Annotated in this window: 20 protein-coding genes; 10 read left to right on the top strand and 10 right to left on the bottom strand. The window is 38.8% G+C overall.

The window, feature by feature from the left end:
• Positions 1–16 precede the first annotated feature (16 nt).
• From P1K33_RS09275 to P1K33_RS09265, 3 genes are all read right to left on the bottom strand, one after another.
• Entirely contained in the window at positions 17–1,048 is a 1,032-nt protein-coding gene (locus P1K33_RS09275; protein ID WP_284652676.1) for an asparaginase, read from the bottom strand.
• Entirely contained in the window at positions 1,038–2,174 is a 1,137-nt protein-coding gene (locus P1K33_RS09270) for a 1-acyl-sn-glycerol-3-phosphate acyltransferase (RefSeq protein WP_284652675.1), read from the bottom strand. Before P1K33_RS09270 ends, P1K33_RS09275 begins: the two co-directional genes overlap by 11 nt.
• Before the next feature lie 63 nt (positions 2,175–2,237).
• Positions 2,238–3,008 (bottom strand): TatD family hydrolase, encoded by a 771-nt coding sequence (locus P1K33_RS09265; RefSeq protein ID WP_284652674.1) that lies wholly within the window; start codon positions 3,006–3,008, stop codon positions 2,238–2,240.
• A gap of 104 nt (positions 3,009–3,112) precedes the next feature.
• Here P1K33_RS09265 and P1K33_RS09260 point away from each other — a divergent pair, with 104 nt between their 5' ends.
• The 3 genes from P1K33_RS09260 to P1K33_RS09250 all read left to right on the top strand — a co-directional run bounded on the left by P1K33_RS09260 (position 3,113) and on the right by P1K33_RS09250 (position 6,687).
• The gene (locus P1K33_RS09260) at positions 3,113–3,550 is read left to right on the top strand and encodes a retropepsin-like aspartic protease (RefSeq protein WP_284652673.1); all 438 of its coding nucleotides are present in this window, start codon (positions 3,113–3,115) and stop codon (positions 3,548–3,550) included.
• Between the two features lie 187 nt (positions 3,551–3,737).
• On the top strand, positions 3,738–6,101 hold the full coding sequence (locus tag P1K33_RS09255; RefSeq protein WP_284652672.1) for a T9SS type A sorting domain-containing protein: 2,364 nt from the start codon (positions 3,738–3,740) through the stop codon (positions 6,099–6,101).
• A gap of 190 nt (positions 6,102–6,291) precedes the next feature.
• Positions 6,292–6,687, top strand: coding sequence for a hypothetical protein (locus tag P1K33_RS09250; protein WP_284652671.1), 396 nt, complete (start codon positions 6,292–6,294; stop codon positions 6,685–6,687).
• Between the two features lie 2 nt (positions 6,688–6,689).
• On the opposite strand, the gene P1K33_RS09245 is transcribed toward P1K33_RS09250, so the two are convergent.
• Positions 6,690–7,919 carry a TCR/Tet family MFS transporter gene (locus tag P1K33_RS09245; protein ID WP_284652670.1) on the bottom strand — a complete coding sequence of 410 codons (1,230 nt, stop codon included), beginning with the start codon at positions 7,917–7,919 and terminating at the stop codon, positions 6,690–6,692.
• 163 nt (positions 7,920–8,082) lie between these two features.
• On the opposite strand from P1K33_RS09245, the gene P1K33_RS09240 reads away from it, so the two are divergent.
• A complete protein-coding gene (locus P1K33_RS09240; protein WP_284652669.1) occupies positions 8,083–9,084 on the top strand; it encodes a hypothetical protein in 1,002 nt (333 codons plus the stop codon).
• 108 nt (positions 9,085–9,192) lie between these two features.
• Here P1K33_RS09240 and P1K33_RS09235 read toward each other — a convergent pair whose 3' ends face one another.
• From P1K33_RS09235 to P1K33_RS09220, 4 genes are all read right to left on the bottom strand, one after another.
• Positions 9,193–10,314: a hypothetical protein gene (locus P1K33_RS09235; protein ID WP_284652668.1), complete on the bottom strand. Its 1,122-nt coding sequence runs from the start codon at positions 10,312–10,314 to the stop codon at positions 9,193–9,195.
• 122 nt (positions 10,315–10,436) lie between these two features.
• Positions 10,437–12,143, bottom strand: a complete 1,707-nt coding sequence (locus tag P1K33_RS09230) for a helix-turn-helix domain-containing protein (protein WP_284652667.1) — start codon at positions 12,141–12,143, stop codon at positions 10,437–10,439.
• Between the two features lie 174 nt (positions 12,144–12,317).
• Positions 12,318–13,550 (bottom strand): 2-oxoglutarate dehydrogenase complex dihydrolipoyllysine-residue succinyltransferase, encoded by a 1,233-nt coding sequence (odhB, locus tag P1K33_RS09225; protein WP_284652666.1) that lies wholly within the window; start codon positions 13,548–13,550, stop codon positions 12,318–12,320.
• Positions 13,551–13,674: 124 nt separating this feature from the next.
• Positions 13,675–16,446 carry a 2-oxoglutarate dehydrogenase E1 component gene (locus P1K33_RS09220; protein ID WP_284652665.1) on the bottom strand — a complete coding sequence of 924 codons (2,772 nt, stop codon included), beginning with the start codon at positions 16,444–16,446 and terminating at the stop codon, positions 13,675–13,677.
• Positions 16,447–16,562: 116 nt separating this feature from the next.
• Between P1K33_RS09220 and P1K33_RS09215 the strand changes: the two genes are divergently transcribed.
• A complete protein-coding gene (locus P1K33_RS09215) occupies positions 16,563–17,111 on the top strand; it encodes a hypothetical protein (RefSeq protein WP_284652664.1) in 549 nt (182 codons plus the stop codon).
• Positions 17,112–17,121: 10 nt separating this feature from the next.
• Positions 17,122–17,508, top strand: a complete 387-nt coding sequence (locus tag P1K33_RS09210; RefSeq protein ID WP_284652663.1) for a hypothetical protein — start codon at positions 17,122–17,124, stop codon at positions 17,506–17,508.
• On the opposite strand, the gene P1K33_RS09205 is transcribed toward P1K33_RS09210, so the two are convergent.
• Both P1K33_RS09205 and P1K33_RS09200 read right to left on the bottom strand, forming a co-directional pair.
• The gene (locus tag P1K33_RS09205) at positions 17,505–17,855 is read right to left on the bottom strand and encodes a hypothetical protein (protein WP_284652662.1); all 351 of its coding nucleotides are present in this window, start codon (positions 17,853–17,855) and stop codon (positions 17,505–17,507) included. The two genes, P1K33_RS09210 and P1K33_RS09205, sit on opposite strands and share 4 nt — an antisense overlap.
• A 75-nt stretch (positions 17,856–17,930) precedes the next feature.
• Positions 17,931–18,905 carry a polyprenyl synthetase family protein gene (locus P1K33_RS09200; RefSeq protein ID WP_284652661.1) on the bottom strand — a complete coding sequence of 325 codons (975 nt, stop codon included), beginning with the start codon at positions 18,903–18,905 and terminating at the stop codon, positions 17,931–17,933.
• A 144-nt stretch (positions 18,906–19,049) separates the two neighbouring features.
• On the opposite strand from P1K33_RS09200, the gene P1K33_RS09195 reads away from it, so the two are divergent.
• From P1K33_RS09195 to P1K33_RS09180, 4 genes are read left to right on the top strand one after another with little or no spacing between them, the layout of a single operon-like run.
• Entirely contained in the window at positions 19,050–19,646 is a 597-nt protein-coding gene (locus P1K33_RS09195) for a TetR/AcrR family transcriptional regulator (RefSeq protein ID WP_284652660.1), read from the top strand.
• A 9-nt stretch (positions 19,647–19,655) separates the two neighbouring features.
• Positions 19,656–20,996 carry a TolC family protein gene (locus P1K33_RS09190; protein WP_284652659.1) on the top strand — a complete coding sequence of 447 codons (1,341 nt, stop codon included), beginning with the start codon at positions 19,656–19,658 and terminating at the stop codon, positions 20,994–20,996.
• 10 nt (positions 20,997–21,006) lie between these two features.
• Positions 21,007–22,146, top strand: a complete 1,140-nt coding sequence (locus tag P1K33_RS09185; RefSeq protein ID WP_284652658.1) for an efflux RND transporter periplasmic adaptor subunit — start codon at positions 21,007–21,009, stop codon at positions 22,144–22,146.
• A gap of 27 nt (positions 22,147–22,173) precedes the next feature.
• Entirely contained in the window at positions 22,174–25,623 is a 3,450-nt protein-coding gene (locus P1K33_RS09180; protein WP_284652657.1) for an efflux RND transporter permease subunit, read from the top strand.
• Positions 25,624–25,661: the final 38 nt, after the last annotated feature.

The raw sequence follows: 25,661 nt of genomic DNA, 5'->3' as shown, positions 1-25,661 counted from the left end.
GCCTAACCAGTCAATCTTATCCAATCATTTCACCACGCAGCGACGTCTCAAAAATAGTTTTGAAAACCGCTGGCGCTACATTCTGTCCAATTAGATACATTAATTTGGTAATGGCCGCTTCGGTCGTGATATCTTTTCCGGAAATCACGCCTATTTTCTTGAGTTGTGTGCTGGTTTCATATTGGCCCATATTCACACTTCCGCCGGAACATTGCGTCACATTAACCACATGCAAACCACTTTTGATGGCTTTCTTTAGGATTTGGATAAACCAATCTTCCGTTGGTGCATTTCCTGAGCCATACGTTTCCAGAACAATCCCTTTCAGATGTGGAATGGACACAATCGCCGACAAGACCGATTCACTGATTCCGGGAAACATTTTCACAATAACCACTTCGTCGTTCATTTCTTTGCGAACAGACAACTTCTTGGTGGTTTGTTTCTGCAAAACCGCATTCGGATTGATATTCAAATGCACCCCAGATTCTGCCAAAGGTGGATAATTGGGTGACGTAAAAGCATTGAAATGTTCGGCGTTGATTTTGGTCGTGCGGTTGCCTCGGTATAATTTGTATTCAAAATACAACCCGACTTCCTGAATGATAGGTTTTCCTTTGTGTTGCAACGAAGCGATTTGTATGGCGGTAATCAGGTTTTCTTTGGCATCAGTTCTCAAATCACCGATAGGCAATTGCGAACCGGTAAATACCACAGGTTTGTTCAAATTCTCCAGCATAAAACTCAAGGCCGACGCTGAATACGACATCGTATCTGAGCCATGTAACACTACAAAACCGTCAAATTTTTGGTAACCTTCCTCAATGATTGTGGCAATGGTAATCCACTTTTGCGGATTCATATTCGAAGAATCGATTGGTTTTTCAAAAGAAACCGTTTCGATATTACAATCCAGTTGTTTGAGTTCGGGGATTTTTTGCAACAGCTTTTTAAAGTTGAATGCTTTCAACGCGCCGGTTTCAAAGTCTTTCATCATTCCGATGGTTCCACCGGTATAGATCAAAAGTATATTGGGTTTAGACTGCATTCTGATATTTTGATTTATTCACTACAGGATTAGCATACATCGCCAGGAAACTTTCCACTACTTGTGAATTGTTTTCGTCAATTTTCATTTCGAGCCTTCTTTCAAAAAGAGACTTTTCATTTTCGGTGTAAAAGTCCTTGTATTTATCTGTTTTGTGGAGCAAATCATAAGCGATATAATTCGTTGGCCACAACATATAGCTTTGCAAAATAGAATCATCTATGGCTTGTGCCAAAGCCTGAATCTGTTTGTTGGTATTGTCAAATTCGGCCGCAATGGCATCCAATTCCTTGTCTAAAACATCACCGATATGAATGTGAATGCGTTTCTTTTGCCCGATGATTCCGCTTAAAAGCGTCACAAAATCTTCGTTCTTTTCCTTGATGTAGATTTCGTTTTTGGCTTCCGCAATCAACTGTGGCATTTTCAGGGCATCAGTTGGATCGTATTCATAGGAAATGGAAACCGGAACAATCTTTATTTTTTTGAAATAATCCAGCATTTTTGGCTCGTCCGAACCCATGGCCAACATTTTCAATACACCCGAATGCGTTGCATCGTTGCCATCTTTGGTTCTTCCTTCGCGTTGGGCAATCCAAACCGAACGGTTTTCGCGCAACAATAACTGACCAATATATTCCGACATCAATTTAGAACTTTCCAACAATTCCCTTGGCGGCAAACCACGTTGGACTAAAAAGTTTCGGTTGAGTTTGGAAAGCGTTTTCAGAAATGATTTTTGCACCAGATTATCACCTATTGCCGAAGCGGTCATCACCAATCCGTGGTCAAATAAAGCCACATTTAAAAGTGATGTATCCAGGATAATATCCCTGTGATTGGAAATAAAAAGATAGGACGTATTGGGTTCCAATTTTTCAAAGCCCGAGGTTGATAAACCTTCAGAACTTTTCTTCAGAACTTTTTGAACGGCCTGATAAATAAAATTACATTGAAAATCACGAATGGAATGCGTTTTTTTGAGTTGGTTTTTCCAAACCTCTTCGTCCACATCGGGAAATGTGAAACCCATTAAAGCCTTCATCATCGGATGATTGACTGCAGATTGAATGGCTTCATTCACTTCAGTATCATAAAACGGACGAATCGAATCGAATTTCTGCATTGAATCTTTCAATTTTGATGAACAAAAGAACAAAAAAAAACTCAATCTATAACGTTTTCTACGTTAAATCCCAAAAATGGCTTTTGAATTTTCTGTCGTAATTCGGGCAACTTCTTCTACCGGAAGTTGGTAAATCTGGGCTAATTTTTCGGCAACCAATTTGGTATAACTGCTTTCATTTCGCTTACCGCGGAAAGGCACCGGTGCCAAATAGGGAGAATCGGTTTCAAGGACAATGTGTTGCAAATCGATTTCGTTCAGAAACTGGTCAATCTTTCCGTTTTTGAAAGTTACCACGCCGCCGATTCCGAGTTTCATGTTCAATCCGATGGCTCTTTGGGCCTGATTGAAATCACCGGTAAAGCAATGGAAAATACCAAATAAATCATCGGAACGTTCGCTTTCCAATACTTCAAAAACTTCGTCAAAGGCATCACGACAATGGATGTTGATGGCTAAGTTGTATTTTTTGGCCAATTGGATTTGGCGACGAAAAGCTTCCTGTTGGATGGCCAAAGTGGTTTTGTCCCAATACAAATCGATTCCGATTTCGCCGACAGTGTAGAATCTTCTTTTGGCCAATTCGGTTTCTACGTGTGCCAATTCTTCCAGATACGTTTCCGGTTTTACATAACACGGATGCAAACCCATCATCAGAAAAATATTTTCGGGAAATTGGGTTTCCAAATCATACATTTTTTGAGTGTAAGACGAATCAATTGACGGCACAAAAAAGCGGGAAACACCGGCATCAATGGCGCGCTGAATCATTTCGGTTCGGTCGTTTTGGAATTCCTCGGAATACAAATGGGTATGCGTATCGGTTAAAATCATTGGGTTTTAAGGCACTAAGGTTCTGAGGTGCTAAGGTACTAAGTTTCTTTAGAATTTTTTGGGCTAATGGATTTTAGATTACATTTGGGTATCAATACAACGTTATGAAAAACCTGCACGAAGTACTAAAAAAAGAAAAGTACAAAAAGATAAACTTCAAAGTTTCCAAAACCCAGCATTTGCTGATCAAAGCTACTATTAATGGTGTTTCCGGAAATTTTATTTTGGATACCGGTGCGTCCAACAGTTGTGTAGGTTTTGACAGTATTGAAAAATTTAACCTAAAAGCCGGAAGATCAAAAACCAAAGCCGCCGGAGCCGGAGCTACGGGAATGATGACTCAGATTGCTAAGAATAATATTTTAAAAATAGGCCGTTGGAAAACCGAAGCGCTACATTTGGTCATTTTTGACATGACGCATGTCAATGATGCTTTGAAGCAATACAAAGCCAAACGCGTTGACGGTATTATCGGTGCTGATATTTTATTGGAAGGCAAAGGGATTATTGATTATTACAATCACTGTTTGTATCTGCAATAGGCCAAATTCTCGATGAGAGTTATCGAATGCTCATTTGAAGTGGTTTTATATAGAATTTTCTGCCTTTTGAAAGCAACCTTTTTCTAGTTTTATTCTCTATTCTTTAAAAAGTAAATTAATTTGATAATCCACATTTAACATTTCCTACAAAAAAAATTCATATATTTGATACTTAAACTTTTATAGTATGAAAAAAAAATACATTAATTCACTTCTGCTTTTTATTTTTGGATTGTTTTTTAGCCAAACGTCTCAAGGTCAGATTATCGCTAACTACGATCAGGGCGGTGTTTTTCATTCGAACACTGTTCAGATTGCCATTCAAAATGTATTAGGCAATGATACTTTAAACGGTATTCCTGTTACCCTATCTGATGTTACAATTACTCAGATTTCAGCTACCAGTGCCAACGTTTTTGTTCAGCCTAACGGGACAGTAGTCGTTAATCCTAATACACCCAATGGCAGCCATGAAGTTGTTTATCAAATTTGTGAAAATGCCAATTTGAGCAATTGCGATATTACTTCTGCTTTTGTCAACATAACTCCGGCACCGCCAACGATGAATGCGGTCAATGATGCAGTAACCATTTCGACCGGTTTAATAGCGCCTCAGATTGTTTTAGAAAATGTGCTGTCAAATGACTTACTGAACGGAATTCCGGTGTCAATAAGCCAAGTGAATATAACACAAGTTACGCCAACCACTTTTATGGTCGACCCGGATGGAAATCTGGTCTTGGTCAGCAGTGGTTATCAAACCGGTACTTATACGATTCCGTACTATGTATGCGAACAAGGAAGCCCAAATAATTGTGATCAGGCCTTTGTAACTGTTACCGTAATCAACTCGCTTTTAACCACGACCAATGCTTCTTATCAAGACCTAAACGGAGATGGTGTTACAAATGTGGGTGATGTTATTAATTATACTTATTCGATAGCCAATATTGGCACTACTCCTGTGTCAAACGTATCCATTACGGCTACAGACGTTAATATCAATGGTGGACCACCTATTGCGCTACTGAATAATGGCGCTTCGGATTCAACAACCTATACCGGCGTTCATGTCATAACACAAGAAGAGATCAACAATGGTGAGGTGATTGTATCAATACAGACCAATGGAACTTTATCCGGGAATCCAATTAGTGTATCTTCAACGAATTCGGTTAACTTAAATATTCCGAATGGAATCCATATGAGTGCGTTTTTGGATTATAACGGCAATGGTACCCGAGATAACGGAGAGCCTAATTTCACGAATGGATCATTCCAATATGAATTGAACAATAACGGTACGGTACACAATATTACGTCTACTTCGGGAACTCATTATTTATATGAAACAAATCCTTCGAACAGTTATGATTTTGGCTATACCATCGATCCGCAGCTTGCCTTACAATATGCAGTATCGCCATCATCATACAGCAACATAACCGTTGCGAATGGTTCAGGTATTGTAACCTATAATTTTGCGGTTACCCAAATTCCTTATAATGATTTAGCGATTTTTATTTATAACTCAGCACCTCCAAGACCTGGGTTTAATTATTATAGCGATATTGGATATAGAAACTATGGAAATCAAACTATTGCCTCCGGAACTATAACTTATACTACTGCCAGTAATGTAAGTATAACTACTTACCCTGCAGGCGCAGTCCCTACAGCGACCGGATTTACACTTAATTTCACTAATTTATTGGCGGGAGAAATGCGATTCATTTTTGTTGGGCTACAGGTTCCAACCATCCCAACGGTTAATTTAGGAGATTTGGTTACTACTACAGTTTCTATTAGTGTGCCACCAAACGATATCAATATCAACAATAACACTAGTACTTTGACCCAGGCTATTGTAGGCTCATGGGATCCAAACGATAAAGCCGAAAGTCACGGACCACAAATCCAGCATTCGACTTTCAGTGCCAATGATTATCTGACGTATACCATTCGATTTGAGAATACCGGAACCGCTGAAGCTATCAATATCAGAGTGACTGATGTATTGGATGCCGACCTTGATGAAACTACCGTTAGAATGGTTGCAGCGAGTCATCCTTATGTATTAGACAGAGTGGGAAGCAATCTAACCTGGCGTTTTGATGGTGTCAATTTAGAGCCTTCGATTCCAAATAACCAATTTATTGGTCATGGCTATATCGTGTTCCAAGTGAAGCCAAAAGCAGGATATGTGATTGGAGACATTATACCGAACACAGCCAATATCTATTTTGACTTTAATCCGGCGATTGTAACCAATACCTGGACCACTGAGTTTGTGTTGGCATTAGGCACATCTGATTTTGCCTTCGACAATTTTGTTTACCATCCAAACCCGGTGAAAAACAGTTTGACAATCTCTAATAATGAGATTATTGATACCATTGAAATCACTTCTGTCCTTGGACAAAAAGTAAAATCCATCAAGGTTAACAATCTGCAAACCGAAATAGATTTCTCTGAATTGACAAGCGGAATGTACTTTGTAAAAGTATCGAGCCTTGGTCAGGAAAAAACAGTAAAAATTATCAAGGAGTAAGCGCTCCAACTTAAAAATAAACCCCAAATGTCTTACGATATTTGGGGTTTTTTATTGGATAAAAAACACATTTAAATCACTGTTTTTTAATATGTTAACTAAAACACAAAACAATGTTAAAAATCATTTATTTGATATATCAAATAAATAAAATTAGCTAACTTTGTTAGACAATTTAATACAATGTACAATGAAAGCAAAAACTACTTTTTTCAGTATGGCATTGTTAATAGCATTTTTACTATTAGGATGCAGTAGTGATGATGAGAACACCAATTTTAGTTCGTCATCGTCAGTTCCTCAAGCTCCTTCCGGAGCTAAAACTCAATACTTCTCTATGGGTTCGACAGTTTCAGATATAAGGGTTGAAGGTCTTAACATCAAGTGGTATTTAAAACGCGATGAAGTTACTACTGATACCGATGAAGCTAATGATTCAGATGAGTTGAATACTTTTGTTACTATGGTTCAGGTTCCTTTAGACTCAGAAATAAAAACCGGTACTACTTATTATGCAACTCAAACCATAAACAACGTTGAAAGTCGAAATTTTTTAGGCGTAACGGTTTATGTTTTTGAACGATAACTCTAATCGGCTTTTTTTACTAAATGCTTTTTTAGCGAATAATAAGCCAAAACTGTACTCATCAACATCAAAAAACTACCTAGAATAAACGGAGCGCCGGGCAATTGAAACGGCGCTTCTTTATGGGTAAAAAAGTAGAAAGTATTAGTCATCATTGGCGGACCAAGAATAGCCGAAGCGCTCATTAAGCTTGCCAATGTTCCTTGAATTTCACCTTGCTCATTGGGCGGCACCTGACCCGATACTTGTGATTGTAATGCCGGTCCTGCGATTCCTCCAAGACAATATGGAACCAAGAAGGCAAACATCATCCAGCTTTCAGTAGCGAATGCAAAAAGCAACATTCCTATCGTATATAAAGCTAAACCCAAATAAATGCTTTTCTCATTCCCTAACCGAGGACTCGTCCAACGGATTAATCCTCCCTGAACGATTCCCACCAACAATCCTACGGTACCTAATGAAAGGCCGACCATTTTTTCATCCCAATTGAAACGATACATGGTAAAGAAACTCCAGTTGCTGTGAACGGCATGTGAACCAACATACAACAGAAAAATGGCAATGATTAGTCCAATCAGGGAAGGATACTTTTTAAGATTGATAAATGCTCCAATTGGATTGGCGCGTTTCCATTCAAATGCCCTGCGGTGCTTTTTAGACAATGATTCAGGCAAAATAAAGTAGCCATATAAAAAGTTCAGCATACACAATACTGCGGCGGCATAAAAAGGAACCCTTGAGCCAAATTGACCCAACAATCCTCCAATTACCGGCCCGATGATAAAGCCCAAACCAAATGCGGCACCAATCATTCCGAAATTCTTAGCCCGGTTTTCGGGCGTACTCACATCGGCGATATAAGCTGAAGCTGTAGTGATGCTCGCACCGGTTACTCCGGCAATAATCCTTCCTATAAAAAGCCAGACAATAGTGGGCGAAAAAGCAAGCAGTAAATAATCCAAGGTAAAAGCAAAAAGCGATATCAGGATAATAGGTCTTCGTCCGTATTTATCACTCAGGTTTCCAATCAGAGGCGCACAAAGAAATTGTGTAATGGCATAAGCAAAAGTCAGCCAGCCACCATATTTCGCCGCTTCACTGATATCGCCATGAATCAATTCCTTAATCAATTTTGGAATAACCGGTATGATAATTCCCCAACCGGTGATATCGATAAGCATCGTGATAAAAATAAATCCTATCGCTGCTTGTTTTTGATTTTTCTTCATAGCCTAAAAAGTGTGACACAAATAAACGAAAAACATATTAAAGCAAAGAGAATTTCACAATTAAGAAATTTTGTTACTGATAAAACAATTAATAATTTTACTACATTTGAAAAATGCCCGCAACCTTTTTAAGGTTATCGTATCCTAAAAAAAAATTATAGCTATGAAAAACAAAAAAATGCATTTAGTAAAGTCATTCCGTTCTATTTTAGCCGGTTTACTATTAACCCTGTTTGCTACGGGCTGTGGTGACAGTGACTCCGCAAGCAACTATCCTTCTGCAGGAGAATTCAATAACTTGAAAGACATTGCGCTTAACTCGATAACACAAACTTTCGATTTAAATGTTGCATCCGGACTGACGAATTTTACTACTGCCAATGGCGTTACCATTAGTATAGACGGAAGTGATTTAACCCTAAACGGCAATCCGGTTACGGGACAAGTCGATATCGAATATGTCGAAATTTTCAAAGGAGGAGATATGCTAACCACCGGAATGCACACCATGGGCAAGTTACCCGGAGGAGACAGAGCCATGCTGGTTTCCGGAGGGGAATTTTATATCAATGCCACTAAAAATGGGCAGCAATTGGAGTTAAACGGACACATAACATTACAAATTCCAACACAATTAACAGATGATAATGGCGGCAATAACGAGATGACTCTATGGGAATTTGTAGATGGTAATTTTTGGTTGGAACAACAGGTCGGTCCAAATGGCGTACCTGGTGCGTTTTTAGAAGGGCAAGGCGGTGTCGGCATAAATAGTATCTACTACGCTTTTGTTGATGATTTTGGATGGTGCAATGTCGACGTATTTTATAGTGACCCGAGACCTAAAACCACCATTTTAGCTTCTGTTCCTGATGGATATGACAATCAGAACTGCGCCATCTACTTACATTATGATGGTGAAGGAAATGGCTTAGCTAACTTAGATACGTATGATACTGCTACAGGATTATTCAGTGAACATTACGGGCAAATTCCAATCGGATTAGAATGTCATATCATTTTTGTTACCGAAGACAACGGACAATGGCGATATGCTATAAAACCGGCAACCATTTCAGCGAATGCTGTCTATGATTTCACTTTGGCAGAAACAAGCGTCGGGACGCAGGCACAATTAACTGCAGCCATAAACGCTCTCCCATAAAAACATAAATCCCGCTTGGAAAACCAAGCGGGATTTATCTATATAGACACTTCATCCGAAGCGGAAAAACTTTCCAGTTCTAAAACTTTCCGATCAAGCTTTGTGTGATTATTTCTCCAGTTTCAGCCAAAAGAAGTCATTCCACCCTTCAATTAATCGCGTTGGATCGGTGTTTTTGGTTCGGTCTTGTTCCGGAATTTGAACAATTCTTTTATCCTTTACATCAAACTTGTAGGTTCTAGGTTTGGCTTCACCTTCAATAGTAAGTTCAACTTTGTAAGCGCCATCGGCAAGGTCAGCAAATTTAATTTCTCCAGGTTTGTCCACTCTTTTAAATGCACACGAAACTTCATTCCATTTGGCTTGTTCTACCTGAGCAGTACTAGGACCGTTTCCATAATTCTGTGCAAATAATTTGTTGTCTTTGAACATCTTCACACTCCATTTTACACTCTTGTTGGTTTTTGCGCTGTTAGCCGGATTTGGCTTAAACTCTTCGTGAGTGATGTAATATCCAAACACCAAATTGCCGGTATCAGCATATTGCATATAAGCAAAATTATTCCATGGACCACGAACAACGTACATTTCGTTTTTGGTGGCGTAAGGATCGGAATTGGTTAGTTTTACCAATTCAAAATCGAATGAATAAAACATCTTATCACCGGCATAGAAATCTAATCTATAATTGCCCGGACCCCAATCTGTAATGAATGATTCCGAATGTCCTACCCATTCACCATCACGTTGGTAACGGCTGCTTGGCTCATTGAACTTGGTCTTTTTACCATCGTCAAAAACTTGGTCTCCGGCATATTCAAAATAGTTCATGTATTGGTTGTCTTTGAACACCTTGATTCTTAAATACTCCGACTGATCCGAAAAGGGATGAACTGTTCTTCCGTCAACCGTTTTATTAGGAATAAAAGTTGCTGTATAACTATTTATTAATCCCGGACTAGAACCCGTTCCATAAAGAAGAGAATTGAATGTTACAGCCGGCGTTTGTTTGAACATAGTCCAGTCCAGCTTTAAACCGCCAAATCCACCGCCTCCTTTTTTCTTTTTATCGCCTTTTTTGATAGCTTCTTTACCTTTCTCTGCGGTCTCCACCACTTCCGATGCTTGATTGGCTGTGTTTTTTGCTTTGGTGATTTTGTTCAATAATTGAGCATTAGTATTAGCAAAAGAGAATAATACTAATCCCAGAAGGATAACTTTTTTTTTCATTTTATTTGGTTTGATTTTAAACCAAAACTATAAGGAATGAACCACAGGTACAATTTATTGATTGGACTATTTATAAATAATCAACAGATTAAATGTGGTGTATTTTATTGATTTTAAAATACTTAAGCTGTATTTTTTAACTTTTCAATATAATAATTAGGAGAAAGGCCGGTTTGCTTTTTAAAAACACGAACCAGCGTATTGGCATCTTTATAACCAACTTCTTCAGCAATAGCCTGCAAGGTATATTTACGAAAATAAGGCACATCAATAAGCTTTTGGAGTACATAATGTATTCGCAATTCCTGTGTATATTCTGAAAAGGTCTTTTCCATAACCTGATTGAAGTATTGTGATAAATAAGCCGTATTGGTATTTAACTTTTTAGCCACAAAAGCCAACTTGAAATTCGGATCTAAAAAAGCTTCTTTCTGCTCTAATTTTTTTAACCCTAAAGCCAATTTCTCAATAAGCTCATCGTCTATAATCTGCTTAGGTTGTGCTTCAGTGGTAATGATTTGTGTTTTATGAATCCCCGAGGCTTTAGATTCTTTCAGGTCTTGAATAATTTTTAAAAATCGATAATGCTTTTCTTTCTGATACCTGTAATAATAATAAAAACTGAAAACAACTATCGCTAAAACGATCAAAATACTAAAAAGAGAAATTTTAAAATAATTCTTAGAAGCTATAATTTTATTGGATTCTTCTTTTATAATATTCAAGTCATAGTTGTGTAGAAAATTTAAAGATTTATTTTTTATCCCCTCTATGGATTGAATTAATACTAAACTTTTTTGGGCATAACGATAGGCGTTCTTATTGTCATTTTTTGCACCATAGCATTGTGCCATGATGTTATAGGCCATTAATAGATTTTCTTTGGAAACTTTAGTTATTTGATAACTTTTTATATATTTTTTACAATAGAAAAATGCTGAATCAACTTGCTTTAAATGATGGAAACAATCGGCCATCCCTAAATCAAACAACTGTACTGTTCTTATATTATCCTGAATAACGGTATACTTTTTCCCCTTTCTGTATAAAGACAATGATTTGGAGTAATCCCCTGCCAAAGCCGCACTTTTTGCTTCTCGCATGTACAACAATGCTTTGGTGTACTCAGGATAAAAATTGTCTTGTATCAACATAGTTGCTGCTGCATTAAAGTAATAATTTGCAGAATCCAAAAACACCGCTTTTTTTGACTTGATGTAATACGTTTGATAAGCTTCACCTATGATATTGTATTTATCTGCAAATAATTTTTTATTCATTACTTTTTTTTCACCTACTCCTAATTTCAGATGAGGTGTAGTCTTTAATTCTCTCTTTAACAAAGCTATTCCATTAACATAATCTCCCATAGCGACTTTTATTGAGCCATACTGTTCGTTAAAATGATTATTAGGAACACTATTCTTATATTTATCAAGATAAAATAATGCTAAGTCATACTCTCCCAAATTCTTATGGATATAGAAAAGTTTGTTGACACACATTCCCATCAAATCCTGGTATACTTTGTTTGATTTAGCCTTATCACTTTTCTCAATATTTTCTATAAGCGCTATAAGAAGTTGCTTGGAATGAGTAAACTCTGATTTATTGTAAAAATAATTGGCCACATAATATTTGCCAAAAAAGCTAAACAGCTCGTTTTTAGAATTGCTAATTTTCAAAGCTTCAGTGTAAGCTTTATCAGGATTAGAAATAAGTTGCTCTTGTATACTTCGGGTGCTTTTGATCTCAAACTCATTTAAATCCTGAGAAAATGCTGAAGAGAATGACAATAGTATTATAAAATAATAGATGATTTTATACATGTTGAAAAAACTGAAAAACGCTGCTAAAAAAAAATTTAAGGCGCTAAAATAGATAATAACCTATAGTTTTTTTAAAAAATTAAACTAAACCTTTGTGTTTTATAAAAAAATCCCGCTTGGTTTTCCAAGCGGGATTTTAAATATATAGGCGCTTCATCCGAAGCGGAAAAAACTTTACAGTTCCAATGCTTTCTTAGCATTTCCACCCATTAAGATTTCTACAGGGTTTTCCAACGCTTCTTTTACCGCTACAAGGAATCCAACCGACTCACGACCGTCTATGATTCTGTGGTCATAAGATAAAGCCACAAACATTACCGGAGCGATAACGATTTGACCGTTTCTTACGATTGGTCTTTCCACGACATTGTGCATCCCTAAGATTCCCGATTGTGGTGGATTGATAATTGGCGTGCTCAACATACTACCGAAAACACCGCCATTGGAAATAGTGAAAGTTCCGCCGGTCATTTCGTCAACAGTGATTTGTCCGTCACGGGCACGAATTGCCAATCTTTTGATTTCAGCTTCCACACCTCTGAAAGACAAGGTTTCTGCGTTTCTCATTACCGGTACCATCAAACCCTTTGGTCCTGAAACCGCTACCGAAATATCACAGAAGTCATAAGAAATTTTCTCCTGACCGTCGATCATGGAATTTACATCCGGGTATAATTGTAACGCACGGGTTACCGCTTTGGTAAAGAAAGACATAAAGCCCAATCCCAAACCGTGTTTTGCTTTGAATTCTTCTTTGTATTGGTCACGCAACGCATAGATATTGGTCATGTCTACTTCGTTGAAGGTAGTCAACATCGCGGTTTCGTTTTTAGCTGAAACCAAACGCTCTGCTACTTTACGACGCAACATCGATAATTTTGTTCTTTCTGAACCACGGGTTCCGCCGGTTGGCGTTCCCATAGAAGGTACCGCATTTACAGCATCTTCTTTGGTGATTCTTCCGTCTCTGCCTGTCCCAACAATGTCAGAAGGTTGGATGTTTTTTTCGTCCAATATTTTTTTGGCTGCCGGAGATGGTGCCTGCGCGGCATAAGTTGCTGCTGCAACCGGAGCGGCTTTAGGCGCTTCTACTTTTTTCTCTTCAGCTTTTGGAGCCTCAACTGTTGCAGGTTTTGCTTCCGCTGCCGGAGCACTTCCGCTTGGTTTTGCCGCATCAGTATCAATCAAACAAACTACAGCGCCAACGGCTACTGCGTCGCCTTCTTCCGCTTTTAGCGTGATGATTCCGCTGGCTTCTGCCGGTAACTCTAAGGTTGCTTTGTCAGAATCTACCTCAGCAATGGCTTGGTCTTTTTCTACATAATCGCCGTCTTTTACTAACCAAGTTGCAATTTCTACTTCTTTAATCGATTCTCCCGGTGATGGGACTTTCATCTCTAAAATCATCGTTGTAATATTTTAAATTATGAATTTTAAATTTTAAATGTGTTGTTTATCTTTTTTCTAGCCCCGATTGCAATGAAAATCCTCGAAGAGATTGTAATGGAAAGCGGGATTAAGCTCCTAATTATTATCTAAATAAATTCTTGTCAAATACCATTCTGATAGCATCGGCGTGACGTCTTCTGTCACGTGTATGACTTCCAGCGGCTGGTGCAGCGTAAGCTTTTAACGAAGCCAATCTCCACTGAACCAAGTCGAAATTCATTAGCATATAACTGTAAGCACCCATATTTTTTGGTTCTTCCTGTGCCCAAACAAAATCGTCGGCATTCGGATAACTTTTAATCACGGCTTTCAATTGATCCACCGGTAACGGGAACAATTGCTCGATGCGTACCAAAGCTACATCATTTCTGCCTAAATTTTCTCTTTCGGCCAAGATATCGTAATAGAATTTTCCGGTACAGAAAACTACGGTTTTTACTTTTTTCTTGTCGATTGATTTGTCATCAATTACTTCCTGGAAACTGCCTTTTGCCAATTCCTCACGAGTGGAAACGCACAATGGGTGACGCAACAAACTTTTTGGCGAGAATACCACCAACGGTTTGCGGAATTTGGTTTTCATCTGGCGACGCAACAAGTGGAAGAAATTCGCCGGTGTCGTACAATCGGCTACGAACATATTGTGTTTGGCACACAACTGTAAGTAACGCTCCATACGTGCCGAAGAGTGCTCTGCTCCTTGCCCTTCGTAACCGTGAGGCAACAATAATACGATTCCGTTTTGGTTGTTCCATTTGTCTTCCCCACACGAAATGTATTGGTCAATCATGATTTGGGCACCATTAGAGAAATCCCCGAACTGTGCTTCCCAAATCGTCAACGCGTTTGGATTGGCTAAGGCATAGCCATAATCAAATCCTAAAACGCCATATTCTGAAAGGAAGGAATTGAATACATTGAACTTCCCTTTTTTGTCTTTTAAAGTATTCAGCAATACTACTTCTTCTTCGCTGTCTTCCACTTTTACTACGGCATGACGGTGGGAAAAAGTTCCTCTTTCCACGTCCTGTCCCGAGATACGAACATCATATCCTTCGGTCAATAATGAACCGTAAGCCAGTGTTTCTGCCGTTCCCCAATCGATAGTATCGTTGTCATACATCGTTTTGCGGTCAGTTACAATTTTGGAAATCTTGCTGATGAATTTTTTGTCTGATGGTAAAGTTGAAATGGTTTCTAAGATGCCATCTAATTTCTTTTGGTCGAATTTGGTGTCTACTTTTTTCAACATTTCGTCATCCGAAACCTGAACAAAACCTTTCCATTCGTCCTGCATAAAAGGCTTGATGATAGTCAAATCTTTTTTACGCGAAGCTTGTAGGTTTTCATCCAGCTTGGCTTTGTAATCGTTTTCTATTTTGGTCACATAGGCCGCATCCACGATACCGGCTGTGATTAATTTTTCAGAATAAATGTCTCTCGGGTTTTTGTGACGCGCAATCAATTTGTATAACAATGGTTGCGTGAAACGAGGTTCGTCACCTTCGTTGTGCCCATATTTTCTATAGCCCAACAAATCGATGAAAACATCTCTTCCGAATGCCATTCTGAAATCCAACGCGAACAACATCGCATGAACCACAGCTTCCGCATCATCCGAATTCACGTGTAATATCGGTGACAAAGTAACTTTAGCCACATCAGTACAATACGTTGACGAGCGTGCATCCAAATAGTTAGTTGTAAATCCAACCTGGTTGTTGATGACAATATGGATTGTTCCACCGGTTTTGTAACCGTCCAACAACGCCATTTGTACAATTTCGTATACGATTCCCTGTCCGGCCACTGCGGCATCACCGTGAACGGCAATTGGCAATACCTTGGAAAAATCTTCCGGGAAATATTTGTCTTGTTTGGCTCTGGTAATTCCTTCAATCACGGCACCAACGGTTTCCAGGTGAGATGGATTGGGAGCCAAATTGATATTGATTTTTTTACCCGATTTGGTTTTTCTTTCCGAGGTTAACCCTAAATGGTACTTCACGTCACCATCGAAATATTCTTTATCGTAATCTTTTCCGTCAAATTCAGAGAAGATGTCTTGTGTTGCTTTTCCAAAAATATTGGCCAGCGTATTCAATCTTCCTCTGTGTGCCATTCCCATTACGAAATGCTCGACACCTCTTTCAGCAGCTGTTTCAATCAACGCATCTAAAGCCGGAATGATGCTTTCACCACCTTCGAGCGAGAAACGTTTTTGCCCAACGTACTTGGTATGCAAAAAGTTCTCGAAAGAAACGGCTTCGTTTAGTTTGCCTAAAATGTGTTTCTTTTGCTCTGCGTTGAAATCAGGTTGGTTGTCATTTTTATTCAATCTTTCCTGCACCCAATTCACAAAAATCGGATTTTCCATGTGCATGTACTCGATACCAATGTGCTGGCAATACATGCGATTCAAAACCTCAAGGATTTGCTTTAAGGTTAACGGTTGTTTTCCTAAAATTTTAGCGGCATCAAAAACGGTATCCAAATCGGCGTCAGACAAACCGAAGTTCACCAAATCAAGATTTGGCTCATAAACCCTTCTGTCACGAACCGGATTGGTTTGGGTAAACAAATGTCCACGGGTTCTGTAACCGTCAATTAATCTTAATACATCAAACTCTTTTTGTAATTTATTCGAAACCTGTCCGTTTTGTGGAACACTAGCGGCATACTGCGCTAATTCTTGTACGGCATTTTCCTCGTTATAGGTCGTCATTCCAAAGTCGAAACCTTGTAAAAAGGCTCTCCAGCTTGGCTCTACGCTATCGGGATTTTGAAGGTATTGTTCGTATAAATCGGCAAAAAATTCTGTGTGTGCTGCGTTTAAAAAGGAAAACCTATCCATGATTTTTTCAGTAAATAATCTTAGTATTAGAAAATCAGTTGCAAAAGTATGACATTTGTAATAATCTTTCAATGTTTTTGCTACATTTATAACGCGATTTTAACGTGCTGGTTGAGATGAAAAAGAATACGATTCAAATTTCAAAGCCTTTTTTGCTATTGCTGTTCTTTTTGGGCATTTCCCAGACTGTTTTCTCGCAGGAAAAACCGTTGCCGAAAGCCAAAACAGGAGATTTTTGGGAACATGTACAATTTGGCGGCGGACTAGGTGTATCGGTTGGGAATGGTTACACCGATATTACCGTGGCACCGAGTGCCATTTACAACTTCAACGAAGTCTTCGCGTTGGGCGCAGGATTGCAATACAGTCATTTGAAAAGAAAGAATTATTATTCCTCTGATTTGGTTGGCGGAAGTTTGATTGGTTTGGTCAATCCGATTGAGGTCGTTCAGCTTTCTTTAGAGCTTGAACAAGTTCATGTGAATACCGCTTATGAAGATTTGGGCGGTAATGTCAAAAGAAGTTTTTGGAATACCGGTTTGTATATTGGTGCCGGTTATCGGGCAGAAAATGTTACCTTTGGTGTTCGATGCAATTTGCTTTTTGACAAAGACAAGGATGTATACGGTGATGCTTTTATGCCATTTATCAGAGCTTATTTTTAAATTTGAACTTATGAAAAATATTTTTTGTTTATCGTTTTTGCTTTTGAGTTGTATCGGGTTTTCCCAAAATCCCACTTCATTCGTATTAGGCAAAGCTAACCGACCATTTTCTTCCAATGTTTCCGTTCTTAGCCTTAAGGACTTTTCTTTTGTAGTGAATCTTTCCGATAAAAGAAGTTATGCAGACAAGTATTTTCTGTCTGTTTACAACCCGATGACGCAAATGAATGACAATTATGTGAAGGTCAACAACCAATATTACCAAACCAACAACAAGTCGTTTCCGATTTATAATTTCAACGGAATGAAAACAGATTCTCTCAATCCAAATGGTGTAAGTGATTTTGGAAGTGCGATTGCGTCCGGTATTTTGAACTTGTTTTTCGAGAAATTTTAGTACTTATTCCGGAACCAAACCTTCATCCATTCCCTTTTCAAAACCAAAAAGGCAATTTGTTCGGCCAGTTCGACGGTATCACTTCCGTCCAATTGCTTGACATTTTCCTCGGGAACATCGACGATGTAAAGCAAGTTGAGTAATTCTGCATATCTGTGTTGGATTAAGCGGTAAATTTTTTCGTGGAGTTGGACTTTCAACTCATAGGGCGAAGTGCTTTGCGGAAAGTCAATCGGTTCGTTGGCAAAGTTGAAATCCTTGTTGATCTGTTCCAATAATTTAGCATAGAGGTTTTCCTTTTCGGCTTCCGAAAGTAAATTATCTGTAGTGGTTGGTGGTTGGTACATCTTAGAATGCAGAATTGAGAACGCAGAACGCAGAAAGTTTTAATGCTTTCTGAAATCTGCCTTCTGATTACTTTTTTACACGTTTCTACTCATTAAATTGTCACCGAAAGTTCTCAATAACTCTTTTTTATCTGCACTGATATTCATTTTTTCCAAGGTTTCAAAAGCCTTAAAAGTATACTCCTGAATGGCACTTTGCGTTGCATCGCTTGCTCCGGTTTGGTTGAAAAGCAGTTTTACCGAGTTAATCTTATCCGTATTATCGCTCGGTTGTATCGAGAACAAATGCAACAACTGTTCCTTTTCTTCTGCTTTGGCATATTCCATTGCTTTAAGATACAAATAGGTTTTTTTGTTTTCTATGATATCGCCTCCAACCTGTTTTCCGAAAGTTTCCGGATTGCCAAACGCATCTAAATAATCATCCTGCAATTGAAAGGCAATACCAAGATTCAAGCCGAAATCATAAATGGAATTGGCATTTTCCGTTGACGTTTCGGCGACGATAGCACCCATTTTCATGGCAGCACCAACCAAAACTGCGGTTTTGAATTCGATCATTTTCAGGTATTCCGGAATGCTAACATCGTCACGCGTTTCAAAATCGACATCATATTGTTGCCCTTCGCAAACTTCCAACGCCGTTTTGCTGAACAATTTGGCCAAATCCCTAAAAACATCAGCCTCATAGGTTTCAAAAAACTGATACGCTAAAATCAGCATCGCATCACCCGAAAGGATTCCTGTATTCAGATTCCATTTTTCATGCACGGTTTCGTTGCCTCTTCTGAGCGGCGCATCATCCATGATATCATCGTGAATCAATGAAAAGTTGTGAAAAACCTCTACCGCAGTCGCTGCTGCAATCGCTTTTTTTGCATCAGCATCAAAAACTTCGGCTGCCATCAATGTCAGCACCGGACGCAATCTTTTTCCTCCAAGCGAAAGGATATAGCGAATCGGCTCATATAGATTGTTGGGCTCTTTTTGAAAAGTCAAAGACTCAAAATGGGATATAATCAAGTCCTGGTAATAAGAGATAGCGCGCATGAAAAATATTTTCGGCTAATTTAGACTATTCTTCCCGCATTACAAAAGCGTCTTTTTCCAATGTTAAATTTTCGTTAATACTTTGGAAACTATTTTAGTGTTTAAAGTTTCCATCTTACTTTTGCACCATAATTTTTACATATCATGAAAGATAAAATCATCAAAAAAGCCACCGACATGTTCCTGAAACTGGGGTTCAAGAGTGTTACTATGGATGATATTGCCGGGGAAATGTGTATTTCAAAAAAAACGATTTATAAATATTTCAGCAATAAAGAGAAACTAATTGAAGAAGGAACCGAAGTAGTGCATCAAAACATTCATCGCCTAATGGAAAGTGTCATCGCTGAAAACCACAATGCAATCAAGGAAAATTTCCAAATGCGTGAGATGTTCAAGCAGATGTTCCAGTCCTTTGACCAATCGCCGGCCTATCAGCTTAAAAAACATTATCCTGAGATCTATGAAAAAATGATGGCTAACGAAATTGAAGACTGTAGCCAGTTCTTCCGCAGCAATATTGAAAAAGGAATTGCAGAAGGTTTATACCGCAAGGAAACCGACATTGAAGCAGCTGTAAAGTTTTATTACACGCTGATTTTTTCAATCAATGAGAATACACCTTTAGAAAAAGAAGCCTATGAACTGGAAGCCAAAGCCCTCGAATACCACACCCGGGCCATTGCCACAGCCGAAGGTATTTTGGAACTTCAAAAAAACTTAAATAATCTAAATACTTAACATCAATCTATGAAAAACAAACTAATAATAACCTTACTCTTGATTGTAAGCAGCTTACAGGCCCAAGACCAAAAGCAGAGCTATTCGTTCAGTCTGCAGCAGGCAATTGACCATGCGTTGCAAAACAATTATTCGGTCATCAATGCCGGCAGGGACATTGACGCTGCTAAGAAGAAAAAATGGGAAACCACCGCAGCAGGTTTGCCTCAAATCAACGCCGGTGTGGATTATCAAAACAATTTTGAATTGCAAAAATCACTGATTCCTGCTGAGTTCTTTGGCGGAAATCCCGGTGAATTTGCCGAAGTAGCTTTTGGAACCAAACACAATATGACGGCGCGTGCCAACTTAAGCCAATTGATTTTTGACGGTTCTTATATCGTAGCGCTACAGGCTTCTAAAACCTATTTGAAATACTATGAAAATGCCAAGCAAAAAACCAATTCTGAAATCAGGGAAATGGTCATCAATGCTTATGGCAATGTATTATTAGCAGAGGAAAGCGTTGTGATTCTGGAAAAGAACAAAGCCACTTTATCAAAGACCTTAACCGATACCGAGGAAACTTATAAAAACGGTTTGATTGAGGAAGAAAATGTGGAGCAACTGCAAATCACTTTGGCTTCAATCAACAGCAATCTGAACAACACCAGACGTTTATTGGATGTGGCTTATAAAATGTTGAAATACACTTTGGGTATCGATATCAGTTCAGAACTGAAACTAACCGATAAACTGGACAACCTGACTATTTCAAATTTGGATTTGGCTTTTGGTCAAGGCGAATTTTCGGTAACCAATAATATTGATTACCAAATGGCGTCCAACTTCCAGGAGCAAAGAACTTTGGAGTTAAAATTACAAAGAAGCAAAGCCTTACCAACATTATCGGCCAATCTGAACTTTGGCTACAATGCCTTTAATGATCAGTTTGCCTTTTTCCAAAAAGACCAAAAATGGTTGAATTACTCCAATTTAGGAGTGAGCCTTAACGTTCCGATCTTCAGCAGTTTTGCCAGAAGTGCCAGAACACAGCAGGCCAAGATAGCTTTGGATCAAGCCAAAACCCAACTTACCGCTACGGAGCAACGATTGAAATTGGAGTACGAAAAAGTCAAAAGCGAATATGAATTCAGTATTGAAGAATATGCGACTTCCAAAAACAATCTGAATTTGGCCGAACGCATCGAAAGAAAACAACAAATCAAGTTTACTGAAGGTTTGTCATCGAGCTTTGACTTCAGTGAAGCCCAAAGACAATTGTACACGGCACAGCAAACTTATTTGCAATGTATGATAAACATCATCAACAAAAAAGCAACTTTAGAAAAAATCATCAATAAAAACTAATTTATAACTAATGAGAAAATTATTATACCTATCCGCATTTTCAATTTTTTTACTGTCGTGTTCGAATGGTGAAAAGAAGGAAAGCATTGATGCCTTAATCAGTGCCAAAAATGTAAAAGCACTTCAGGAAAAGAAAACCGCTTTACAGGCTGAAATTGCCAAAATTGAAGGCGCTTTGGCCACTTTAGACGTTAAAAAAGAAGAAGCTTTGGTTTCTGTATTGACGGTAAAAGATACCATTTTCAAACATTATCTTGACATTCAGGGAAATGTTGACACTAAAGAAAACATCCTGGTTCAACCCGAATTCAGTGGGACTTTGACTTCTTTAACCGTTAAAGCCGGGCAAAAAGTTTCCAAAGGGCAAATCTTAGGGCGTGTGGATGATGCCGGAATGAGCCAACAATTGGCGAGTGCCGAAAATCAATATGCTTTAGCTAAAACAACTTATGAAAGACAAAAAAATCTTTGGGACAAAAAAATAGGCTCTGAAATCCAGTATTTACAAGCGCAAACCCAAATGGTTTCAGCTCAAAAATCGGTAGCCCAAATCAAAGCGCAATTGGCTAAAACCGTTATTCGTGCTCCATTCACGGGAACTATCGACGAAGTTTTTGTTGAAAAAGGTGAAGTGGTGGCGCCAAGTCCGCAAGGCTTGATGCGAATTGTAAACCTGAGCAATATGTATGTTTCTACGACAGTTCCTGAAACCTATATCGGGAAATTAAAAGTAGGCACTGAAGTAGATGTTTATTTGACTTCTCTCGGTAAAACTTATAAAGGAAAAGTACGTCAGGTGGGCAATTTCATCAATCCAAGCAACAGAAGTTTCGGGATTGAAGTAAGCGTTCCGAATCCGGATAATTTATTACGCCCAAATCAGGTGGCTAAACTTAAAATCATTGATTACGTAAGCAAAGACGCAATTGTGGTTCCAACCAATGTGGTTCAGGAAGACGGACAAGGAAACAAATTCATTTATACGGTTGAAGGCAGTAATGGCAAAACCGGAACCGCTAAAAAAGTGGTGGTGACTGTTGGAAAATCATCGGATAACGTTACTGAAATCATGAGTGGTTTGTCTGCCAATGATATTATTGTGACTGAAGGAGTGAACAACATCTCTGAAGGAATGAAACTAAACTTCTAAAAATCTAACCTCATAATAATATAAAGAATGAGTCATCAAAGTAAAGAATTCGGTATATCGAGCTGGGCAGTCGACAATAGGGTCACTGTTTACATCTTCACCTTTTTGATCGTTATTACAGGTTTGATTGCCTATGTAACGATGCCACGTGAAGATTTCCCGGAAATCATCGAAAATAAAGTGTACGTTTCTTCTGTTTTCCCCGGAAATTCAGCTGAAGACGTTGAGAAACTGATCATAAAGCCACTGGAGAAAGAGTTTAAAAACATCAGTGGAATTGAAAAAATAACCGCCAGTTCATTCCAGGATTACGGAATGATTATCGTTGAATTTGGTGATAAAATCGGAATTGAAGAAGCCAAAACCAAAATCAAAGACAAAGTCGATGTGGTAAAAGCGGATACCGATTGGCCCAATCTGGACAACGGAAGTAAAGTGGAACCTAGTGTTTTTGAATTGAACATTTCGGAAGAAGTGCCGATTTTGAACATCAACCTAAAAGGAAACTACACTACGCAGCAACTTAAAAAGTATGGCGAATTGCTTCAGGATGATATAGAGGAAATTGCCGAAGTAAAGAAAGTGGACATCCTTGGTGTGGATGACAAAGAGGTTGAAATTGCCGTTGACATTTTCAAAATGACCGCGGCTCAGGTTTCGTTTGACGACATTCAAAATGCCGTAAAATATGAAAACATGACGCTTTCGGGCGGAAATCTGACATCTCAGGGTTCGCGAAACAACATCAGGATTATTGGAGAAATCAAAGATCCAAAAGAATTAGAAAATGTAATCGTAAAATCGCATGGCGGTAGCGTTTACTTAAAAGATATTGCAACGGTAAGTTTCAAGGAAAAAGAGAAAACCACTTATGCCCGTGAGAAAGGAAAAGAAGTGGTGATGCTGAACGTAAAGAAACGTTCGGGTCAAAACATGATTTCTGCGATTGAACAGGTAAAGGAAAGAATCGAATTGGCAAAAGAAAACTATCTGCCTAAAGACCTTGAAATTGACTTAACCAATGACCAATCATCCCGCGTAGAACACCAGGTAGATGAGTTATCCAACCACATTATCTTTGGTATCGTACTGGTAATGATTGTTTTGATGTTTACCATGGGATTGCGTAACTCCTTATTTGTTGGCGCGGCAATTCCACTCTCCATGTTGATGGCATTTACCATACTTTCCGCTTTAGGACTGACATTGAATACGATGGTCCTTTTCGGATTGGTTATGGGATTGGGAATGCTGGTGGATGACGGAATTGTGGTCGTTGACAACGTGTTTGCCAATATGAAGAAAGGCATGCCGCGCATACAAGCTTCCAAAATTGGTATTGGTGAAATCGCATGGCCGGTAATTTCTTCAACCGCTACAACCTTAATGGCCTTTTTACCATTCGCTTTGTGGCCCGGAACTATGGGTAAATTCATGATGTATTTCCCATTGACACTTTCGGTTACGTTGGGCGCGTCATTATTCGTGGCGATGATCGTAAATGCTGCGATGACCGGTGGTTCGATGGATATCGAAGACCGAAATGTAAAAACAAAAACTGCCAAAACCTATTCGATTATATTCGGAATCATAGCCTTAATTTTTGTGATTGTCGGAAATGTTTATGACAGCAAAGGCGCAAGAGCCATTGGTCACTTAGCCATCATTGCTTTAGGGTTAATGTGGTTATATAAAATCAAATTGTACCAATGGACACAAGATTTCCAACATGGCTTCTTCCCAAGAATGGAAGAGAAGTACAAACGCTTTTTGGCCAAAATCCTAACCGGAAGAAACGCGTGGATTGCGCTTGGAAGCATCATTGGAATGTTGTTTTTATCGTTCATCTTATTGGGTGTTTTCCCGAGAAAAGTATTGTTCTTCCCGGATAACATCCCGAATCAGGCCATAGTATATATAGAATATCCGCAAGGAACCGATATAGAGAAAACCAATAAGGCGACCTTATTTGTAGAAAAACAGGTAATCAATATTTTAAGCAAATATGTTGACCCTAAAACCAATGAGAATTTCTTAGCGGAAAGCATTGTTTCACAGGTTGGTGTTGGCGCCGGAAATCCAAATGTGGATGCAGGTTCGGCTTCGGAAACGCCATTTAAAGGAAAAGTAACCGTGAACTTCTCAGAGTTTAAATTCCGTCAGGGAATAAACACTTCTGATGTTTTGGAAGAAATTCGTGCCAAAGTAAAAGGCATTGCCGGAGCAATCATTACCGTTGAAAAAGATGCCAATGGTCCGCCGGCTGGTTATCCAATCTCTGTGCAATTGACTGGTTCTGATTATGACCAAATGATCAAGGAAGCAGACAAAATGATTGCGTATATTGACAGCAAAAACATTCCGGGAATTGAGAAATTGAGCGTTGATGTAAACAAACAAAGTCCGGAACTTGAAGTAAGCGTTGACCGTGTCAATGCAGGAAGCGCCGGAGTTACTACAGGACAATTAGGATTCAATTTGCGTCGTTCGCTTTATGGACAGGAAATTTCTACCTATAAAGAAGGTGATGATGATTATAATATTGTAGTGCGTTTGCAGGAAGACCAACGTAAAAATGAAAACATCCTTTTCAATCAATCGTTGACTTTCAGAAACCAAAACAATGGTCAAATCGTTCAGGTGCCAATATCGGCAGTATCTAATACAGAGAAAGCCTATACGTATAACCAAATCAAAAGAAAAGGTTACAAACGTATCATGACGGTATATTCGAATGTATTGACCGGATATAACGGTGACGAAATCACCAAACAGATAGCCACTGAGTTAAAAGGATATGAATTGCCGAAAGGCATTACCTATTCGTTCTCGGGTGTTCAGGAAGAACAAGGCAAAAACCAAAGTTTCCTGATGTATGCGTTGTTCCTAGCCATGGCCGGAATCACGATTATCATTGTATTACAGTTCAATTCGGTTTCCAAAACCATCGTGATTTTATTTACGGTATTGCTTAGTTTCAGTGGGGTTTTCTATGGTTATGTTATCGCCAATATGGATTTCGTAATCCTGATGACAATGATGGGAATCATATCGCTGGCGGGAATTGTGGTGAAGAACGGAATTGTATTGATGGACTTCTTTGTCTTATTGTTAGACAAAAAAGTAGCCGAAAAAGCCGTGGAAAGCCATGACGATTTATCGCTTGAGGAAATCAAGGAAGTAATCATCGAAAGTGGAAAATCCCGTTTGCGTCCGGTATTGTTAACCGCGTTAACTGCGGTATTGGGATTGATCCCTTTGGCTATCGGTTTGAATTTTGACTTCTTTGGATTGGTAACCGATTTGAATCCGCACTTATATATGGGCGGTGATAACGTTATTTTCTGGTCACCATTGGCTTGGACGATTATCTTCGGATTGACTTACGCCACAGTATTGACTTTAGTAATGGTACCGGTAATGTTCTATCTGGTAAAAAGAACTAAGTATTGGATCAGAGACAGTAGAGGATTGTAATAAATACTTAAAATAAAAAAAGTCCCGATGGTATCGGG

This window comes from Flavobacterium terrisoli, assembly GCF_030167905.1.
Lineage (GTDB): Bacteria > Bacteroidota > Bacteroidia > Flavobacteriales > Flavobacteriaceae > Flavobacterium > Flavobacterium terrisoli.
Note: the sequence above shows the minus strand (reverse complement) of the source record. Positions and strands in the feature narration are given on the sequence as shown.

Coding starts and splice junctions, on each gene's coding strand:
- P1K33_RS09205 (WP_284652662.1), bottom strand. CDS start 17,855: ATGTACCAACCACCAACCACTACAGATAATTTACTTTCGGAAGCCGAA.
- P1K33_RS09275 (WP_284652676.1), bottom strand. CDS start 1,048: ATGCAGTCTAAACCCAATATACTTTTGATCTATACCGGTGGAACCATC.
- P1K33_RS09180 (WP_284652657.1), top strand. CDS start 22,174: ATGAGTCATCAAAGTAAAGAATTCGGTATATCGAGCTGGGCAGTCGAC.
- P1K33_RS09235 (WP_284652668.1), bottom strand. CDS start 10,314: ATGAAAAAAAAAGTTATCCTTCTGGGATTAGTATTATTCTCTTTTGCT.
- P1K33_RS09210 (WP_284652663.1), top strand. CDS start 17,122: ATGAAAAATATTTTTTGTTTATCGTTTTTGCTTTTGAGTTGTATCGGG.
- P1K33_RS09245 (WP_284652670.1), bottom strand. CDS start 7,919: ATGAAGAAAAATCAAAAACAAGCAGCGATAGGATTTATTTTTATCACG.
- P1K33_RS09200 (WP_284652661.1), bottom strand. CDS start 18,905: ATGCGCGCTATCTCTTATTACCAGGACTTGATTATATCCCATTTTGAG.
- P1K33_RS09265 (WP_284652674.1), bottom strand. CDS start 3,008: ATGATTTTAACCGATACGCATACCCATTTGTATTCCGAGGAATTCCAA.
- P1K33_RS09220 (WP_284652665.1), bottom strand. CDS start 16,446: ATGGATAGGTTTTCCTTTTTAAACGCAGCACACACAGAATTTTTTGCC.
- odhB (WP_284652666.1), bottom strand. CDS start 13,550: ATGATTTTAGAGATGAAAGTCCCATCACCGGGAGAATCGATTAAAGAA.
- P1K33_RS09230 (WP_284652667.1), bottom strand. CDS start 12,143: ATGTATAAAATCATCTATTATTTTATAATACTATTGTCATTCTCTTCA.
- P1K33_RS09240 (WP_284652669.1), top strand. CDS start 8,083: ATGAAAAACAAAAAAATGCATTTAGTAAAGTCATTCCGTTCTATTTTA.
- P1K33_RS09270 (WP_284652675.1), bottom strand. CDS start 2,174: ATGCAGAAATTCGATTCGATTCGTCCGTTTTATGATACTGAAGTGAAT.
- P1K33_RS09185 (WP_284652658.1), top strand. CDS start 21,007: ATGAGAAAATTATTATACCTATCCGCATTTTCAATTTTTTTACTGTCG.
- P1K33_RS09255 (WP_284652672.1), top strand. CDS start 3,738: ATGAAAAAAAAATACATTAATTCACTTCTGCTTTTTATTTTTGGATTG.
- P1K33_RS09190 (WP_284652659.1), top strand. CDS start 19,656: ATGAAAAACAAACTAATAATAACCTTACTCTTGATTGTAAGCAGCTTA.
- P1K33_RS09260 (WP_284652673.1), top strand. CDS start 3,113: ATGAAAAACCTGCACGAAGTACTAAAAAAAGAAAAGTACAAAAAGATA.
- P1K33_RS09195 (WP_284652660.1), top strand. CDS start 19,050: ATGAAAGATAAAATCATCAAAAAAGCCACCGACATGTTCCTGAAACTG.
- P1K33_RS09215 (WP_284652664.1), top strand. CDS start 16,563: ATGAAAAAGAATACGATTCAAATTTCAAAGCCTTTTTTGCTATTGCTG.
- P1K33_RS09250 (WP_284652671.1), top strand. CDS start 6,292: ATGAAAGCAAAAACTACTTTTTTCAGTATGGCATTGTTAATAGCATTT.